Source organism: Streptomyces sp. NBC_00490 (assembly GCF_036013645.1).
Classification (GTDB): domain Bacteria; phylum Actinomycetota; class Actinomycetes; order Streptomycetales; family Streptomycetaceae; genus Streptomyces; species Streptomyces canus_F.
Genome location: NZ_CP107869.1, coordinates 4,541,487 through 4,559,006, shown reverse-complemented (window position 1 = coordinate 4,559,006; position 17,520 = coordinate 4,541,487). Strand labels below are relative to the sequence as shown.

Annotated in this window: 16 protein-coding genes; 12 read left to right on the top strand and 4 right to left on the bottom strand. The window is 71.1% G+C overall.

Going from position 1 to position 17,520, the window contains the following annotated elements:
- The first annotated feature begins 68 nt into the window (after positions 1 to 68).
- Genes OG381_RS20475 through hutI form a run of 3 tightly spaced genes read left to right on the top strand, consistent with a single transcriptional unit; the run spans position 69 to position 3,918 of the window.
- Positions 69 to 1,277: an allantoate amidohydrolase gene (locus tag OG381_RS20475; RefSeq protein ID WP_327722517.1), complete on the top strand. Its 1,209-nt coding sequence runs from the start codon at positions 69 to 71 to the stop codon at positions 1,275 to 1,277.
- The gene (locus OG381_RS20470; RefSeq protein WP_327717511.1) at positions 1,274 to 2,626 is read left to right on the top strand and encodes a formimidoylglutamate deiminase; all 1,353 of its coding nucleotides are present in this window, start codon (positions 1,274 to 1,276) and stop codon (positions 2,624 to 2,626) included. The genes OG381_RS20475 and OG381_RS20470 overlap by 4 nt, the downstream gene beginning before the upstream one ends.
- On the top strand, positions 2,623 to 3,918 hold the full coding sequence (gene hutI, locus OG381_RS20465) for an imidazolonepropionase (protein ID WP_327717510.1): 1,296 nt from the start codon (positions 2,623 to 2,625) through the stop codon (positions 3,916 to 3,918). The genes OG381_RS20470 and hutI overlap by 4 nt, the downstream gene beginning before the upstream one ends.
- A 71-nt stretch (positions 3,919 to 3,989) precedes the next feature.
- On the opposite strand, the gene OG381_RS20460 is transcribed toward hutI, so the two are convergent.
- Positions 3,990 to 4,895 carry an RNA polymerase sigma factor SigF gene (locus OG381_RS20460; RefSeq protein ID WP_327717509.1) on the bottom strand — a complete coding sequence of 302 codons (906 nt, stop codon included), beginning with the start codon at positions 4,893 to 4,895 and terminating at the stop codon, positions 3,990 to 3,992.
- A 239-nt stretch (positions 4,896 to 5,134) separates the two neighbouring features.
- On the opposite strand from OG381_RS20460, the gene OG381_RS20455 reads away from it, so the two are divergent.
- From OG381_RS20455 to OG381_RS20425, 7 genes are all read left to right on the top strand, one after another.
- Positions 5,135 to 5,512: an STAS domain-containing protein gene (locus OG381_RS20455; RefSeq protein ID WP_307029767.1), complete on the top strand. Its 378-nt coding sequence runs from the start codon at positions 5,135 to 5,137 to the stop codon at positions 5,510 to 5,512.
- 235 nt (positions 5,513 to 5,747) lie between these two features.
- Positions 5,748 to 6,263, top strand: coding sequence for an ATP-binding protein (locus tag OG381_RS20450; RefSeq protein WP_327717508.1), 516 nt, complete (start codon positions 5,748 to 5,750; stop codon positions 6,261 to 6,263).
- A gap of 336 nt (positions 6,264 to 6,599) precedes the next feature.
- On the top strand, positions 6,600 to 7,877 hold the full coding sequence (serS, locus tag OG381_RS20445; RefSeq protein ID WP_327717507.1) for a serine--tRNA ligase: 1,278 nt from the start codon (positions 6,600 to 6,602) through the stop codon (positions 7,875 to 7,877).
- A gap of 168 nt (positions 7,878 to 8,045) precedes the next feature.
- Positions 8,046 to 8,735 carry an LPXTG cell wall anchor domain-containing protein gene (locus OG381_RS20440; protein WP_327717506.1) on the top strand — a complete coding sequence of 230 codons (690 nt, stop codon included), beginning with the start codon at positions 8,046 to 8,048 and terminating at the stop codon, positions 8,733 to 8,735.
- A gap of 123 nt (positions 8,736 to 8,858) precedes the next feature.
- The gene (locus tag OG381_RS20435; protein ID WP_327717505.1) at positions 8,859 to 9,674 is read left to right on the top strand and encodes a hypothetical protein; all 816 of its coding nucleotides are present in this window, start codon (positions 8,859 to 8,861) and stop codon (positions 9,672 to 9,674) included.
- On the top strand, positions 9,671 to 10,732 hold the full coding sequence (locus OG381_RS20430; protein WP_443061917.1) for a hypothetical protein: 1,062 nt from the start codon (positions 9,671 to 9,673) through the stop codon (positions 10,730 to 10,732). Before OG381_RS20435 ends, OG381_RS20430 begins: the two co-directional genes overlap by 4 nt.
- A complete protein-coding gene (locus OG381_RS20425) occupies positions 10,729 to 12,012 on the top strand; it encodes a hypothetical protein (protein ID WP_443061916.1) in 1,284 nt (427 codons plus the stop codon). Before OG381_RS20430 ends, OG381_RS20425 begins: the two co-directional genes overlap by 4 nt.
- 62 nt (positions 12,013 to 12,074) lie before the next feature.
- Here OG381_RS20425 and OG381_RS20420 read toward each other — a convergent pair whose 3' ends face one another.
- On the bottom strand, positions 12,075 to 12,887 hold the full coding sequence (locus OG381_RS20420) for an alpha/beta hydrolase (protein ID WP_327717504.1): 813 nt from the start codon (positions 12,885 to 12,887) through the stop codon (positions 12,075 to 12,077).
- Between the two features lie 95 nt (positions 12,888 to 12,982).
- A complete protein-coding gene (locus OG381_RS20415; protein WP_327717503.1) occupies positions 12,983 to 14,479 on the bottom strand; it encodes an oligopeptide:H+ symporter in 1,497 nt (498 codons plus the stop codon).
- A gap of 325 nt (positions 14,480 to 14,804) precedes the next feature.
- Here OG381_RS20415 and OG381_RS20410 point away from each other — a divergent pair, with 325 nt between their 5' ends.
- Together OG381_RS20410 and OG381_RS20405 are read left to right on the top strand one after the other, a co-directional pair.
- Entirely contained in the window at positions 14,805 to 15,482 is a 678-nt protein-coding gene (locus OG381_RS20410) for a response regulator transcription factor (protein WP_266826134.1), read from the top strand.
- Between the two features lie 106 nt (positions 15,483 to 15,588).
- A complete protein-coding gene (locus OG381_RS20405; protein WP_327717502.1) occupies positions 15,589 to 16,860 on the top strand; it encodes an ATP-binding protein in 1,272 nt (423 codons plus the stop codon).
- A 9-nt stretch (positions 16,861 to 16,869) separates the two neighbouring features.
- On the opposite strand, the gene OG381_RS20400 is transcribed toward OG381_RS20405, so the two are convergent.
- Positions 16,870 to 17,427 carry a GtrA family protein gene (locus OG381_RS20400; RefSeq protein ID WP_327717501.1) on the bottom strand — a complete coding sequence of 186 codons (558 nt, stop codon included), beginning with the start codon at positions 17,425 to 17,427 and terminating at the stop codon, positions 16,870 to 16,872.
- Between the last annotated feature and the right edge of the window lie 93 nt (positions 17,428 to 17,520).

Genomic DNA, 17,520 nt, shown 5'->3' with positions numbered 1-17,520 from the left:
TCGCCCCGCGGAACGCCTGCCCACAGCCTGGAGCGCCGGCCGGCCACAGCCGGCCCTCCTTCCAGGAGATGTGGCGCGAGCTCGCGCCCATCGGCCGGCACCCCGAATCCCACGGCTACCGCCGCTACGCCTGGACCGGCGCCGACGGCGAGTGCCGGGCCTGGTTCAAGGAGCAGGCCGAGGCCCGCGGGCTGACCTACGAGCTGGACCGCAACGGCAACCAGTGGGCCTGGCTCGGGGACCCCTCCGCCGGGGACGCCGTCGTCACCGGGTCGCATCTGGACTCCGTGCCGGACGGCGGTGCCTTCGACGGGCCCCTCGGCGTCGTGTCCTCCTTCGCCGCGCTCGATGAACTCCGGGCCCGCGGGGCGACGTTCACCAGGCCCCTCGCCCTCGTCAACTTCGGCGACGAGGAGGGCGCCCGGTTCGGGCTGGCCTGTGTCGGGTCGCGGCTCACCTCGGGGCAGCTCACCGTGGAGCAGGCGCACCGGCTCACCGACGGGGACGGGGTCACGCTCCCCAGGGCCATGGAGGCCGCCGGGTACGACCCCGACGCCCTCGGCGCGGACCCGGAGCGGCTCTCCCGCATCGGCGCCTTCGTCGAGCTGCATGTCGAACAGGGCCGGGCGCTGGACCTGTCCGGCGACCGGGTCGGGCTCGCCAGCGCCATCTGGCCGCACGGGCGGTGGCGGTTCGACTTCCGGGGCGAGGCCAACCACGCCGGCACCACCCGGCTCGTCGACCGGCGCGACCCGATGCTGTCGTACGCCGAGACCGTCCTCGCCGCCCGCCGCGAGGCCGAACTCGCCGGTGCCGTCGCCACCTTCGGCAAGATCTCCGTCGAGCCGAACGGCGTCAACGCCATCCCCTCCCTCGTCCGCGGCTGGCTCGACTCGCGCGCCGCCGACCAGGAGAGCCTGGACGCCGTCGTCGGCGGGGTCGAGAAGGCCGCCCGCGAGTACGCGGCGGCCCACGGCATCGACCTCGACGTGGTCCGCGAGTCCTTCACCCCCGTCGTCGAGTTCGACCACGCCCTGCGCGACGAACTCGCCCGCATCCTCGGCACGGGCGGTGGCACCGACCTCAAGGTCCCCGTCCTGGGAACCGGTGCCGGACACGACGCCGGGATCCTCTCCGGGCACATCCCGACCGCCATGCTGTTCGTACGCAACCCCACGGGCGTCTCGCACTCCCCGGCCGAGTTCGCGGCCGAGGACGACTGCGTGGCCGGGGTACTCGCACTCGCCGACGTACTGGAAGGGCTGGCCTGCAGGTGACCCGGAAGACCTACTGGCTCGAACACGCCTGGCTCGACACCCACGTCGAGCCGGGCGTGGCCGTGGCGACCGAGGACGGGCGCATCGCCACCGTCCGCACCGACACACCCACCCCGCCCCCCGGCGCCGAGATCCTGCGCGGCCTCACGCTGCCCGGCCTCGCCAACACCCACTCGCACGCCTTCCACCGCGCCCTGCGCTCCACCGTCCAGGTCGGCTCCGGCACCTTCTGGACCTGGCGCGAGGTCATGTACGCCACGGCCGACCGACTGACCCCGGAGAACTACCACGCCCTCGCCCGGGCCGCCTACGCCGAGATGGCCCTGGCCGGCATCACCGCGGTCGGCGAGTTCCACTACGTCCACCACGCCCCCGGCGGCACCCCCTACGCCGACCCCAACGCCATGGGCGAGGCCCTCATCGCGGCCGCCGCCGACGCCGGTATCCGCATCACCCTCCTCGACACCGCCTACCTCTCCTCCGGCATCCTGAACAAGCACAGCGGACAGCCGCCCAACTCCCACCAGCTGCGCTTCTCCGACGGCAGCGCGGACGCCTGGGCCGAACGCTGTTCCGTTCTCAAGGATCGGGATCACGCGCGGATCGGGGCGGCCGTCCACTCCGTACGGGCCGTGCCCGCCGCCCAGTTGGCGACCGTGGCCCGGTGGGCCGAGGAGCGGCGGGCCCCGCTCCATGTCCATCTGTCCGAGCAGACCGCCGAGAACGACGCCTGCCGGGCCGCCCACGGCTGCACCCCCACCCAGCTGCTCGCCGAGCACGGCGTCCTCGGCCGGCGCACCACCGGCGTCCACAACACCCACCTCACCGACGAGGACATCGCCCTCATCGGCGACTCCGGCACCGGCACCTGTATGTGCCCCACGACGGAACGCGACCTCGCGGACGGCATCGGACCCGCGGTCGCCCTGCAGAGGGCGGGCTCCCCGCTCTCCCTCGGCTCCGACAGCCACGCCGTCATCGACCTGCTCGAAGAGGCACGGGCGATGGAGCTCAACGAGCGCCTGCGCACCCGCACCCGGGGCCACTGGACCGCCGCCGCGCTGCTACGGGCCGCCTCCGCCGACGGTCACGCGGCCCTCGGCTGGGACGAGGCGGGCACCCTGGAGGCCGGCGCGCTCGCCGACTTCACGACCATCGCCCTCGACTCGGTCAGGACGGCAGGGCCGCTTGCGCGGCTCGGGGCCGAGACGGCCGTATTCGCCGCGTCGGCAGCAGACGTGTCGCACACGGTCGTGGGCGGTCGCCATGTCGTACGGGACGGGGCCCACTGCCTCGTACCGGATGTACCGAAAGCCCTCGCGGACGCGGTCGAAGCCCTGCGCGGATGACTCCGGGCCGCACGCCCGCGCGGCCCGCCCCCGTCCCCGAACCCGCCCCCACCGCCGACCAGGCCACCAAGGACGCCATGAGCAACGCGACGACCGTCAGCCCCGCCCACTCCGCGAGCACCGCCAGCACGCTCATCACCAACATCGCCGCCCTGGTCACCAACGACCCCTCCCTCGGTGACGGATCCCCCCTCGGACTGATCCAGGACGCGGCCGTCGTCATCGAGGGCGACCGCGTCGTGTGGACCGGTGATCAAAGCAAAGCACCCGCCACTGACAACCGGGTCGACGCGGCCGGCCGGGCCGTCGTCCCCGGTTTCGTGGACTCCCACTCCCACCTCGTCTTCGCGGGCGACCGCACGCAGGAGTTCAACGCCCGGATGTCGGGGCGGGCGTACAGCGCGGGCGGCATCCGCACGACGGTCGCGGCGACCCGGGCGGCGAGCGACGCCGAACTGGAGGCCAACCTCACGCGCTACCTCGCCGAGGCCCTCCGCCAGGGCACCACGACCTTCGAGACGAAGTCCGGCTACGGCCTGACCGTCGAGGACGAGGCCCGTGCCCTGCGCATCGCCGCCGCGCACACCGAGGAGGTCACCTACCTGGGCGCGCACATCGTCCCGCCCGACCTCGCCGAGGACCCGGCCGCCTATGTGGACCTCGTCACCGGCGAGATGCTCGACGCCTGCGCCCCGTACGCCCGTTGGATCGACGTCTTCTGCGAGAAGGGCGCCTTCGACGGCGACCAGGCCCGCGCGATCCTCACGGCCGGCAAGGCGAAGGGGCTGCACCCGCGCATCCACGCCAACCAGCTCTCCTACGGCCCGGGCGTCCAGCTGGCCGTCGAACTCGACGCCGCCAGCGCGGACCACTGCACCCACCTCACGGACGCCGACGTGGAGGCACTGGCGAACAGCGGCACCGTCGCCACGCTCCTGCCCGGCGCCGAGTTCTCCACGCGCGCGCAGTGGCCGGACGCCCGCCGCCTGGTGGACGCGGGTGTCACGGTCGCCCTCTCCACGGACTGCAACCCGGGCTCGTCCTTCACGTCGTCCGTGCCGTTCTGCATCGCCCTCGCGGTACGGGACATGGGCATGACCCCCGACGAGGCGATCTGGTCGGCCACGGCGGGCGGCGCGGCGGCCCTGCGCCGCGACGACATCGGCCGCCTCTCCCCGGGCGCCCGAGCCGACCTCACCCTCCTCGACGCCCCGAGCCACGTCCACCTGGCCTACCGGCCGGGGGTGCCGCTGGTCGCCGGGGTATGGCGACGGGGCGTGCGCGAGATCTGACCGAAAACGTCAGATCCGCCCGCACGCCCCGCACTCACCACCGTCATGCCCCGCGCTCGCACCGGGCGGTGTCACTCCTCGACCGTCAGGCCCTTCCGCAGCCGCACCAGCGTCCGTGACAGCAGTCGGGACACGTGCATCTGGGAGATCCCGAGCTCGTCGCCGATCTCGGACTGGGTCAGGCCCGCCACGAACCGCAGGGAGAGGATCTTCCGGTCCCGGGGCGGGAGTTCGGCGATCAGGGGCTTCAGGGACTCGACGTACTCGATGCCCTCGATGCCGTGGTCCTCGTAGCCGATCCGGTCGGCCAGGGCGCCCTCGGCGTCGTCCTCCTCCGGCTGGGCGTCCAGGGAAGAGGCCGTGTACGCGTTGGACGCGGCCATGCCCTCGACGACCTCGTCCTTGGTCAGGCCGAGGCGCTCGGCCAGTTCACCCACCGTCGGGGCGCGGTCCAGCCGCTGGGCCAGTTCGTCGCCCGCCTTGGCGAGGTCGAGCCGGAGCTCCTGGAGCCGGCGGGGCACGCGCACCGACCAGGACGTGTCGCGGAAGAAGCGCTTGATCTCACCGACGATGGTTGGCATCGCGAAGGTGGGGAACTCCACACCCCGGGAGAGCTCGAAGCGGTCGATCGCCTTGATCAGACCGATCGTGCCGACCTGGATGATGTCCTCCATCGGTTCGCTGCGGGAGCGGAAGCGAGAGGCGGCGAACTTGACCAGAGCGAGGTTGAGCTCGACGAGCGTGTTGCGGACGTACGAGTATTCGTGCGTGCCCTCCTCCAGCGACTCCAGCCGTGCGAAGAGGGTCTTGGAAAGGGCCCGTGCGTCCACCGGCCCCACCTCGTCGAACGGGGGGATCTCCGGAAGCCCGGCAAGTGGGTCGTCCAGCTCGATGGGATTCAGATGTTCCGGGGGGGATGTCGACGTCGCCGTAGGGGTATGCGAGGCGTCGAGCCGGGGTGACATGATGTCCTCCATCGTTCTCGGCATAGGGCTGCCGAAGCCATTTGCGTGCACTGCGGTGTGCGGCGCCTCCAAAGCCGGCCGTGTCGAGTACGTGTCCTTACTAGCCCTACCTGCTTTCCCGACATCATCGCAAGTGCATTCTGTTCAGATATGTCCGTTTGTGTGCAGATGTTCGGGTGTCGGGGCGTGAAGGGAAGGCGTAGTGTTCGTGGGCGTCAGGAGCAGCCACGACGTCGGGAGAGAGAGACGGCATGGACCGCGGGACGGTCGGCAGCGCACAGTCTGGCCGGCTTCTGGTCGAGGTGCGGAAACAAGGCGCCAGCGCCGTTGTGACCCCGGCGGGTGAGTTGGATCACCACACCGCCGATCTGTTGCGTGAGCCACTCGAGGCCTGCCTCGACGACGGCTTCCATCGGCTGGTGGTGGACTGCTCGCGTCTGGAGTTCTGTGACTCCACCGGGCTCAACGTACTTCTCGGCGCACGACTGAAGGCCGAGGCCGCCGGTGGCGGAGTCCATCTCGCCGGGATGCTGCCCGTGGTGGCACGCGTCTTCGAGATCACCGGCGCCGATGCGGTGTTCACCGTCCATGACACGCTCGAAGCGGCCCTGGCCGACGAGACCGGCTGAGCCGGTCCGTCGGGCCTCGTGGTGCCCCGGGCGTCCCTGTGCGCCCGGTGCGTTCCACGCGCGTCCGCCTCGCGAGGAAAGGCGCGGGCCGAAACAGGGGGGTGTTCCGCCGGTTCGGTCGGGCAGGAGACATCCTGAAAAAGACATCAGGCGCGGCGACGGATCCATCGTCGATCTACGTACTGAACTCTGACTATTGAATTGTGAACTGGTGAATCGGTGAGGTGAAGCGCTGATGAGCAGCACCCGGCCTTTCTCGCCGGGCGACCGCGGCCCGGAGGCCGACGGCGCTTCCGGGATGTCCGAAGGGGGTGCGGCCGTGCCGCCCGAGTCGTCGGCGGGCCGGCAGGTCCGCAGACTGAGCTTCGACGGCGCGAGCGGCGTCGTCCCCCTGGCCCGCGACTTCGCCCGTCAGGCGTTGTACGCGTGGGGCTGGCTGCCCGCCACCGGCGCCGACCAGCGGGCCGCCGCCGAGGACGTCCTGCTCGTCGTGTCCGAGCTGGTCACCAACGCCTGTCTGCATGCCGAGGGCCCCGACGAGCTGTGGATCGCGCTCGACAACAAGGTGATCCGCGTCGAGGTCTCCGACAAGGGCAACGGCCAGCCGGCCCCCCGCACCCCGCACCGCGCGGGCCGCCCCGGCGGCCACGGCATGTTCATCGTGCAGCGCCTCTGCCTGGACTGGGGCGTGGTCCGCAGCCCCGGACTGGCGGGCAAGAAGGTCTGGGCGGAGCTGGGCGCACCGGCGTAATCCGGTTGGCGGGCCGGGCACGGCCCCCCTACCCTCGACCGCAACGCGCTGACGGAGACAAGTAGCCCCGGGCCACGCGAGCAGAGAGAGCCGCCGACAGCTGTGAAGGCGGCCTCGCGGTCCCGGTGCGAATCCACTCCCGAGTGCGGGGAGGAAATGCCCCGCCGGCCGGCCCCCGTCATCGGGCCCGAACGAGACCGTCGTACCGGCCGCAGCGACACGGCTCCACGACGGTGAAGGCGTGGTGGCACCGCGAGCACCCTCTCGCCCACGCCCCGAGGGGCCCACCCCGGGGCGGCGCCTGCCGTTCCGGCAGCACCGGACGGAGCGGGCACCATGCTCGACGTCACCCTCATCCGACAGCACCCCGACCGAGTCCAGGACGCCCTGCGCAAGCGCGCCGTGGACGCCGACATCCCCGCCTTCCTCGCCCTGGACGCCGCGTTCCGCGAGGCCCGCACCGCCGTGGAGCGGCTGCGCGGGGAGCGGCGGCGGATCTCGGCCGACATCGCCGTACGACGCCGGGCGGACGAAGCCGCCGACGAACTCCAGGCCGACGCCAAGGAGCTGACCGACCGGCTGGCCGCGGCCGAGACGGAACTCGCCCGGCTGGCGCGGGACCACCGGACGTTCCTGGACGCCCTGCCCAACCTCCCGGACGACGACGTCGTCGCGGGCGGCAAGGAGAACAACCAGGTCGTACGGGTCACCGGAACCCCGCCCCGGTTCGACTTCGACGCCAGGGACCACGTCCGGCTCACCGAGGAACTCGGCCTCGTCGACCACAAGCGCGGCACCCGGCTCGCCGGCAGCGGCTACTGGGTCTACCGGGGCGAGGGCGCCGCCCTGGAGTGGGCGCTGCTCAACCACTTCCTCGACGCCCACCGCCGCGCGGGCTACGAGTTCGTGCTGCCGCCGCACCTGCTCAGCTACGAAGCCGGCTATACGGCGGGACAGTTCCCGAAGTTCGCCGACGAGGTCTTCCGCACGGACGACGACCACTTCCTCCTGCCCACCGCCGAGACCGCCCTGGTGAACCTGCACCGCGGCGAGACCCTCGACGAGGCCGAGCTCCCGCTCAAGTACGTGGCCTACACGCCCTGTTACCGCAAGGAGAGCGGCAGCCACCGCACCGCCGACCGGGGCACCCTGCGCGGCCACCAGTTCAACAAGGTCGAGCTGTTCCAGTTCGCCCGCCCCGAGGACTCGGAAGCCGCCCAGCGGGAACTCCTCGCCCGCGCCGAGGAGTTGGTCGCCGGGCTCGGACTGCACCACCGGGTCACCCAGCTCGCCGCCGAGGACACCAGCCCCGCCCAGGCCAAGACCTACGACGTCGAGGTCTGGCTGCCCAGCCTCGACGCGTACGCCGAGGTCAGCTCGGTGTCGAACGCCCGTGAGTACCAGGCCCGGCGCGGCGGCATCCGCTACCGGCCGGCGAACGGCGGCAAGTCGGCCTACGTCCACACCCTCAACGCCTCGGGCTTGGCCACCAGCCGGCTGCTGCCCGCCATCCTGGAACAGCACCAGCGGGCCGACGGAACGGTCGAGGTGCCGCCGGTGCTGAGACGCTGGGGAGCCCCCGAACTCCTCCGTCCTCGGGTTACCCGGGGTTAGCTCTCCACCCGAACCTCCTCCCGTGCGCGCCGGATCGTCACAACTCCGGCGCGCACCTTGTCTTCCCTCCTCGCGAGCCCGGGCGTACCTTGACGGCCCATCTGATGTGCCGTCAGGTACTCGCGCAAGGCAGGAACCAGTCAGGGAAACGAGTAAGGGAGCGGAACCGTGTCGTACCGGAAACGAACCGCCGCGCTCGCGTCCACCGCGGCCCTGGCCGGCTCGGTGGTGCTGATGGCCGCCCCCGCCGCCCGGGCCGAGGTCGTCGACGTCAAGTACCAGTGCAAGACGCCGATCGGCGACAAGAGCGCCGTCTCGCCCATCGACATCAAGGGCGTCAAGAGCGGCAGCGGCTACAAGATCACCATGTCCTGGCAGAAGGGCGTCTCGTCCAGCCCGGTCGACCTGGGCAAGGGGTCGATGAAGCCGAGCGCGGTCATCCAGCTGGGCGGTGCGGAGAAGGGCACCCTGAAGGTGACCGGCCCGGCCAACCAGGCGGTGGTGCCCGCCAACACCCCCATCAAGATCAATGACTTGAGCGGGACGTACACGCCGAAGGAGTCCGGCAAGGTCACCTTCACGGCCGGTGTGCTGACGATCATCGCGCTCGGTACGACGACGACGTGTACGCCGACGAACAGTCCTGGGCCGTCGCTGAGCCTCGATGTGAGTGCCGCGGGTGGTGGGGGCGGCGGCGATACACAGAGCGGATCCGAATCCGGTTCCGGTGACTCGCTTCCGCAGACCGGGCCTGAGGATTCGGCGATCGCGCTCGGGACGCTCGGTGGCACGGTGTTGCTCGCGGGGGCGGCGGGGTCGTTGTGGGTTACGCGGAGGCGTCGGCGTTCTGCGGGATGAGATGCGCCTTCGGGGTTGCCGCGATAGGGCCGTTTGCGGCTGCGGCGCCGTCGTGGCTTGTCGCGCAGTTCCCCGCGCCCCTTAAGGGCGCGGTACCGCACCGCACAACTTACGGAGCCGCCGATGTCGTTCGCCCTTCGGGTGTTGGGGCTGGTCCTGCTCGCTCTGCTCTTCGCCGTTCCGGGTGCGGTTGCCGCCGACGGGTGGTCTGTCGCGCCCTCGGGTGGGGGGCGGCCGGCGTTCTATGCCGAGGGGGCGCCCGGGGTGGTGCTGGAGGACACGGTGGCGTTGGTCAATCGGGGGGAGCGGGGTGTTGACGTCTCGCTGTCGGGCGTCGGTGCCCGGGTCGTCTTCGCCGACTCCCGGCTCCGACTGGCTCCGGGGACGCGTACCGAGGTGCCCTTCACCGTGACCGTTCCGGACGAGGACGGCGGCGCCGAGATCGTGGCCCGGGACTCCGACGGACGTACCCGGCGGGTGGCCGTTCACCTCCGGGCCGCCGTGCCCACCGTGTCCGCGCTGACCGTCGAGCACCTTGCCGTGCACGGGGACCGGATCACGTACGAGCTGGTCAACCGAGGGACGACGCCCCTCGTGCCCACGCTCGCGGTCCGCGCGGACGGAATCTTCGGCCGGGTCCTCGACCGGGCCCCGCGCACCCTGTCGGCCGAGCTGGCGCCGGGGCGGCGGCTCAGGCTCAGCGAGCCGTGGAGTGCGCCCGCGCTGGACTCCGTCGACGTGCGGCTGACGGTGACGGCGGCGGGCGGGGTGCGGGACACGGCGCGTGTGTCGACGGGGAGCGGGCGGTGGGGGGCGGGGATCGCCGGGGCGGTGGCCGCCGGGGGTGCGCTGTTCGTCGTACGACGTCGAAGGCGCCGTAAGGGCGACGTGCCTGAACCCTCTTGTGCCGAGGTCGAGTTGACGGGAGCGGTGTCGTGAAGGTGCGGATCCTGGTGCTGGCGGCGCTCCTGGCGCTGGTGTCGGTCGTGTCGTTGCCCGTCCAGGCCGCCGAGCGGCCCACCGTGAAGCTCTCCAAGTCCCAGGCGGGAACCGGTGGTTCGATCACCGTCACCGGCAGCGGCTGGCGTTCGAAGGCGCTGCTGATGATCCTGGTCTGCGGTCAGGCCGTGCCGTCACGGGGTGTGCCAGGCGGGACCAACTCCTGCGCCAACGCCGACGGTCGGGCCGTCACCACCGATGCCGACGGCCGTTTCAGCAAGAAGCTGCCCGTCGCCGAGCCGCCCGTGCCCTGCCCCTGTGTGGTGCACGTGGCGACGGTGACCGGGGCGAAGGCCGAGGCCGACGCCATCTTCCAGGTCGCCGGACACGCGGTGGAGCCGTTGCCCGCTGAGGCCTCCGGCGGGCGGCTCTCGGTGCTCACCGACACCCGGCTCGACGGCTCCGGCGGACTGCTGACCTGGTTCGGGGCACCGCCCGTGCGCACCCTCGTCTTCACCGTCGGCAACGTCGGCACCTCGGAGATCAAGAACCCCCTCTTCCAGGTCGGCACCTCCCACGGCGTGTTCGCGCCGCAGTGGGAGGAACAGCAGTGGCGCGGCACGATCGAGCCAGGAAAGAAGGCGCGCATCGAACTGCCCGTCGAGCTCACCGGCGGCGCGCACGGCGACTACACCGTGTCCCTCAAGTACGGCGGCAAGGTCCTCGCCGAACAGCCCTGGGGCGTGGGCCGGCCCTGGGGCGTGACCGTGTTCTGGATCCTGGTCTGTCTGGTCGTGCCCGCCGCGCTGTTCCGTGTCGGGATGGCCGTGATCGACCGGGCGCGGCCGCACCGGTCCGGCCGCGCCCGGACCCCGGTCCGGCTACGACTGCCCGAACTCACCCTGCGGCTGCCGGGGTTGCACACCCCGGACCGGGAGCCGCCGCCCCCTTCGACCCTGCCGTGGTTCACCCCGGACTCCGATCCGGGCGCCGCCGGCCGGCTCTCCGCACCGCACGACGACAACTCCACGACCCCCACCAGAAAGGGATCCACGTGAGACAGCGAAGGAGAGTCCTGCCGGGCGCGAGAGTCGCGCTCGCGCTCGGCTGTGCGGGCGCGCTGATCGGTGTGGCCGCGGGGCCCGCGCAGGCCGCCGAGGTGTCGTTCGCCACCAAGTGCGTACCGCCCGCGGCCTCCGGGCTCGACCCGGTCGACGGCACCACCAAGGTCGAGATCACCGCGCCGGCCACCGCCAAGGTCGGCGACGAGGTCGAGGTGGTGTGGAAGTTCGTCCAGGCAGCCTCCAAGAACCCCGACCTCATCGACCTGCCGGCGAACTCCGTCAAGCCGTCCGGCACCCTGAAGGCGGCCGGCGCCCAGAGCGCCGACGTCCCGATGGAGGGCCCGCAGGAGAACCCGGCGATCCCCAAGGGCGGCGCCATGGTCCTCTCCGACATGAAGGGCAAGCTGAAGCTGACGACGGCCGGCGAGGTCACGCTGACGCCGGACGCGTACAAGATCACCGCCTTCAGCACGGACACGAACTGCACGCCGACGCAGACCGTGCCGTCGGCGGCGACCATCAAGGTCGAGGAGGGCGACGGGAGTTCGTCACCGACTCCCACCCCGAGTCCGACCGAGAGCGAGAGCACGTCCCCGACGCCGACGCAGACCGCCACGGAGAGCCCTTCCGCCAGTCCCTCCGAGACCGGCGGCGGGCAGACCGACTTCACCGGCGAGGTCGTCGACATCCCCTACACCTGCGAGTCGCCCATCGGGACCCAGAAGGCGACCTCCACGATCCAGATCAACGCCAAGAAGAACGGCGGGGACTTCGACATCACCGTCCAGTTCAAGAGGTCGCCGATGAACAGTCCGGCGCCCATTCCCGCGGGCAAGCTCCAGCCGTTCATGAACGTCGTCCTGGGCGGCGCCGACAAGGGGTCCGTGGCGGTGGAGGGGCCGGTCAACGCCGAGGAGATCAAGTCGGGCGACCCGATCGAGATCCCGGACATGACCGGTACCTACAAGCCGGGGGCAACGGGTGAGTCGACGCTGTCGCCGGGGGTGCTGACGATCAAGGCGCTCGGTACGACGACGACGTGCACGCCGGACAAGACGTCCGTGTCGCTGACTCTGGACACGGCCGAGCAGGAGGGCGGGGCGTCCGGTGGATCGTCGTCGACGGGGGGCGGTTCGTCGACCTCGGGTGGGCTCGCCGCGACGGGCTCTGAGGACCACGACGCCTTGAAGGCCCTGGGGCTGGTGGCCGGTACGGCCGTTTTGCTGGGTGCGGGTGTGTTCACCATCCTTCCGGGGCGGCGGCGTCTGCGGTGACAGGGCTGCGGGCCGGTGGGGGCGGGTCGCGCAGTTCCCCGCGCCCCTGGGTGGGCTGGTGCTTACGCATGCCTCGACAGCCAACGTAGGACCAGCTTCTCCGTCTGCCTCATGAGGGCGCCTCCGTGGGAGGCGCCCTCCAGGGTGCGTACGGTGATGTCCTGGTGGCCCAACCCGCGTTCCGCCGCTGCCAGTTCCGTCGAGTGGGCCGGTGGTACGAAGTCCCGCTTCGAGTGGATGAGCAGCATCGGGGCGTCGTTCGGGCCGGAGGCGTGGGTGCGGGCCGCGAGGTCGGTCCAGCGGGACCAGCAGCGGGGGCCCGTGCGGTCGGGGTCGCAGCCGACCAGGCGCCGCGCCTCCTGGCGTAGGCGGCGCTGCTGGGCCGTGGCTCCGGGGCGGCCGCCGTCCACCCAGGCGCGGTAGGGGGAGGCGACCGGGGAGAGGGCCACCACGCCCCGGACCAGCGATCCGCCCGCGCCGTACGTCGCCGCGTCCAGGGCGAGCTGGCCGCCCGCGGAGGAGCCGAGCAGCAGGGGCCGGCCGGGGGAGTCGGCGGCGATCCAGCGCAGCGCCGCCCTGACGTCCTCGCGTTGCGCGGGCCAGCGGGCGTCGGTGTTCAGGCGGTAGTCGGTCTCGTAGACGCGGAAGCCCCGGGCCGCCAGCCACCGTGCCGTGCGGCTCCAGTCGGCGTCCTCGGCCCAGTACCCGCCGTGCAGGATCACCAGCGGCGGGGCGCCCCGGTCGCCGTAGACCGTGATGGTCTGCCGTTCGTGGCCGCCGTACGGGACCGTCTCCGGGGCCGCCTCGACGGCCGTGCCGGACGACGACATGAGGAAGCCGAGGGCCGCGGCCAGGGACAGGAACGTACGACGCATGCTCCCGATGGTGTGGTGCGGTCCTCGAGCGCGGCCGGAAAACCGCGAAGGGCCACCGCACCGGGTGGTGAGGCGGCCCTTCGTTCGAAGAAACGTCAGTGCACGGAGCCCATGAGCTCCTTGACGCGGTTGCGGTACATCCAGACCGCGACACCGGCGACCACGGCGAGCGTGGCCTCCAGGGCGACGATGCCCGTCTTGTTGAGGTCGACGCCGGCGATGGAGAGCAGACCGGTCGTGGCGTCACCGGCGGTGACGGCCAGGAACCAGACGCCCATCATCTGGGAGGCGTACTTGGCCGGGGCCATCTTCGTCGTCACCGACAGGCCGACCGGCGACAGGAGCAGCTCGCCCACCGTCTGGACGAAGTAGATCGCCACCAGCCACGCCGCGGCCGCCTTGTGACCGCCCTCGGCGATCGACAGCGGGGCGAGGAACAGGAAGAAGGACGCACCGACCAGGACCAGGCCCGAGGCGAACTTCACGATCGTGCTCGGCTCCTTGCCGCGCCGGTTCAGCGCGAGCCAGAACCAGGCGAAGACCGGGGCCAGCGCCATGATCAGGACCGGGTTGACCGACTGGTACCAGGAGACCGGGAACTCCCAGCCGAAGATGGTGTTGTCGGCGGAGGAGTCGGCGAAGATCGACAGGGTCGAGCCGCCCTGGTCGTAGATCATCCAGAACACGGCCGCGGCGACGAAGAACCAGATGTACGCGGACATCGAGCGCTGCTCGGTGCGGTCCAGGTCCTTGTCGCGCTTGATGCGGGCCAGCACCATCACCGGGATGATCAGGCCGAGCAGGGTCAGCGGGACCAGGATCCAGTTCAGCGTGTAGTGGCCGGAGAAGCCGACGATCGCGTAGAAGACCACGGCGACGGAAGCCCAGATCGCGGCCTTGCGCAGCGTGGAGGCCTTCTCCTCGGCGGACAGCGGCGTCGGGACGACGCTGGAGCGGTCCGCGAGGTGGCGGGAGCCGATCAGGAACTGGCCGAGGCCCAGCGCCATGCCGAGCGCGGCGAGAGCGAAGCCCAGGTGCCAGTTGACGTTCTCGCCGATGGTGCCGATGACCAGCGGCGCGGCGAACGCGCCGAGGTTGATGCCCATGTAGAAGACGGTGAAGCCACCGTCGCGACGCGGGTCGTCCGGACCGTCGTAGAGGTGGCCGACCATCGTCGAGATGTTGGCCTTCAGCAGACCGGAGCCGATCGCCACGAGGCCGAGACCGGCGTAGAAGGTGCCGGAGTTCGGCAGCGCCAGGGTGAGGTGGCCGAGCATGATGACGCCACCGGCGACGGCGACGGTCTTGCGGGGACCCCAGACGCGGTCGCCGAACCAGCCGCCGGGCAGCGCGAGCAGGTACACCAGCGACACGTACACGGAGTAGATCGCGGTCGCTGTCGCGGCGCTGAGGTGGAGGCCGCCCGGGGCGACGAGGTACAGCGGGAGGAGAGCCCTCATGCCGTAGTAGGAGAAACGCTCCCACATCTCGGTCATGAAGAGAGTGGCCAGTCCGCGGGGGTGGCCGAAGAAGGTCTGCTCGGTGCCGGGGGTGCCCGGTCGGGCCGAGTCCTTCGTCAGGCTGGACGCCATGGTCGTTCCTTGCTGGTGGGGACGCGCAACGTGTTTCCAGGCCGACGGTGGCCGGCCCGCACACAGAAAAGACCTTCAGCCGAACTGCTCTGCCAAAGGTCCCCGTGCTGCAAAAGGCGTCTTTCACCATACGGCAGGACAGTGCCGGAAATGAAAGGACTTGAGAGATGGATCACAGGTATCAGGGAACCGTACACACCTTTTCCAAGGCTCTTACCGGGTTCTCACCGCCAAGACAGAGGTTCGCACCAGAACGCCCCATGGTAAGAATCACGGGCTTGCGATCACACCCCAGCTTCTGTCAAGGGCGGTCTACCATCAGCTCATGACCCGTGTACTGCTCGCCGAGGACGATGCGTCCATCTCGGAGCCGCTGGCCCGCGCACTGCGACGGGAGGGGTACGAGGTCGAGGTGCGCGAGGACGGCCCCACCGCACTCGACGCCGGCATCCAGGGCGGCATCGATCTGGTCGTGCTGGACCTCGGACTCCCCGGCATGGACGGCCTCGAGGTGGCACGCCGACTGCGTGCCGAAGGCCTCACCGTGCCCATCCTCATCCTGACCGCGCGTGCGGACGAGGTGGACACCGTGGTGGGCCTCGACGCCGGCGCCGACGACTACGTCACCAAGCCGTTCCGGCTCGCCGAACTGCTCGCCCGGGTCCGGGCCCTGCTCCGGCGCGGTGCGGCGGAGCCGGCGCAGCCGCCGGCGACGCACGGGGTGCGGATCGACGTGGAGTCCCATCGTGCCTGGATGGGCGAGGAGGAGCTTCAGCTCACGGCCAAGGAGTTCGACCTGCTGCGGGTCCTGGTGCGGGACGCGGGGCGCGTGGTGACCCGGGACCAGCTGATGCGCGAGGTGTGGGACACGACGTGGTGGTCGTCGACCAAGACGCTCGACATGCACATCTCGTGGCTGCGGAAGAAGTTGGGCGACGATGCGGCCAACCCCCGTTACATCGCCACCGTGCGTGGAGTGGGCTTCCGGTTCGAGAAGAGCTGAGGTGCGTCGGCCTCTGCGGGTGAGTGGGGGCTGGTCGCGCAGTTCCCCGCGCCCCTTGGGTCGGTTGCGCTTGCCCCTCTCATAAAGTCACCGTCCGGAGGGCCCCGTGCGTCGCCGTCTTATTCAGTCCACCCTTGCTGTGGTGCTGGTCGTCATCGCCGTCTTCGGTGTGAGTCTCGTCATCGTCGAGACGCGGACCATCAGCAACAGTGCCCAGGAGCGGGTCGACTCCGAGGCCGTGCGGCTGGCCAGCATCGTGGACAGCCGGCTGCTCGGGGAGCAGACCGTCGACGCGGGGGTGCTGAAGGAGCAGGTCGCCGGGGACCGGTACGCCGTGATCCGGATCCCGGGAGAGCCCGTCATCGAGGTCGGCACCAAGGCGACCGGGGACGTCATCAGCGCCACGGAGACGGGCGAGGAGGGCGAGACGGTCACTGTCCAGGAGCCGCGCTCTTCGGTGACCCGGGAGGTGGGCCGGACCCTGCTGATCATCGGGGCGGTGGCGCTGCTCGCGGTGATCGCGGCCGTGCTGCTCGCCGTACGGCAGGCCAACAAGCTGGCGTCGCCGCTGACCGACCTCGCCGAGACCGCGGAACGGCTCGGTTCCGGCGACCCGCGCCCCCGGCACAAGCGCTACGGCGTCCACGAGCTCGACCGGGTCGCCGACGTCCTTGACTCCTCCGCCGAGCGCATCGCCCGCATGCTCACCGCCGAGCGGCGGCTGGCGGCGGATGCCTCCCACCAGCTGCGCACGCCGCTGACCGCCCTGTCCATGCGGCTGGAGGAGATCACCCTCACCGAGGACCTGGACACGGTGAAGGAAGAGGCCACCATCGCGCTCACGCAGGTGGAACGCCTGACGGACGTGGTGGAGCGGCTGCTCACCAACTCCCGCGACCCCCGTACCGGCTCCGCCGTCTCCTTCGAGCTCGACGAGGTCATCCAGCAGCAGCTCGCCGAGTGGCGCCCCGCCTACCGCAGCGTGGGCCGCGCCATCGTGAGCTCCGGCAAGCGGCATCTGCGCGCGGTCGGGACACCGGGCGCGGTGGCGCAGGTGCTGGCGGCACTGATCGAGAACTCGCTCATGCACGGTGGCGGCACGGTGGCGCTGCGTACCCGGGTGACCGGCAACCAGGCGGTCATCGAGGTCACGGACGAGGGGCCCGGGGTGCCCGCGGACCTGGGCGCGCGGATCTTCGAGCGGGCGATCAGCGGGCGGAACTCGACGGGTATCGGCCTTGCTGTCGCCCGGGACCTCGCGGAGGCCGACGGAGGGCGTCTGGAGATGCTCCAGGCGCAGCCGGCGGTGTTCGGGCTGTTCCTGTCGCGTACGCCGGTGCAGAAGCCGGTACCGGAGGCGGAACCGACCGTACGGTGACCGGGCGGCTCAGCCGACCCGCTGCCCGCTCCGCTGCTTCGGCCGCCGGGTCTGCACGTCCTCCGCCTCGGCCAGGAACGATTCCGCGCTGGCGACCACCTCGGGTCCCGGCAGGGTCTTGAACACCCACGACCGGTAGGACCAGAAGCGGAACAGGGTGGCGATGCCGATGCCGACGAACTTGAAGATGTTGCTCTGCAGCGGGCTGTCCCAGCCGAACCCGTACGTCGCCGCGTAGAGCACGCCGTTCTCGATCACCAGGCCGACCGCGCTGAACAGCAGGAAGAGGGTCAGCTCCTTGGTGCGGCCGCTCTTGTCGCGCTCCCGGTAGGTGAAATACCGGAAGCCGATGTAGTTCGAGATGATCGCGACGACCGTGGCGACCACACTGGCGCGCACCACCGGCAGGTCGGTCGTGTGCCGCACCAGGTTGAAGACGAGAAGGTTGACGAGCAGACCCGCTCCGCCCACGGCGCCGAACTTGGCGGCCTCGCGCACGAGCCGGTCGACGCGTTGTCGTACCGCGCTCGGAGGCGCCGCATGAAGCGCCGAGGAACCACGTCCCATGGTCGTGCCTGCCCCCGTCCGTCCGGTTTCGTCAACCAAGCCATGCTAACCACCCCCCTGTGCAAACGCTTGTGGACGAGCTCACAGATTGGG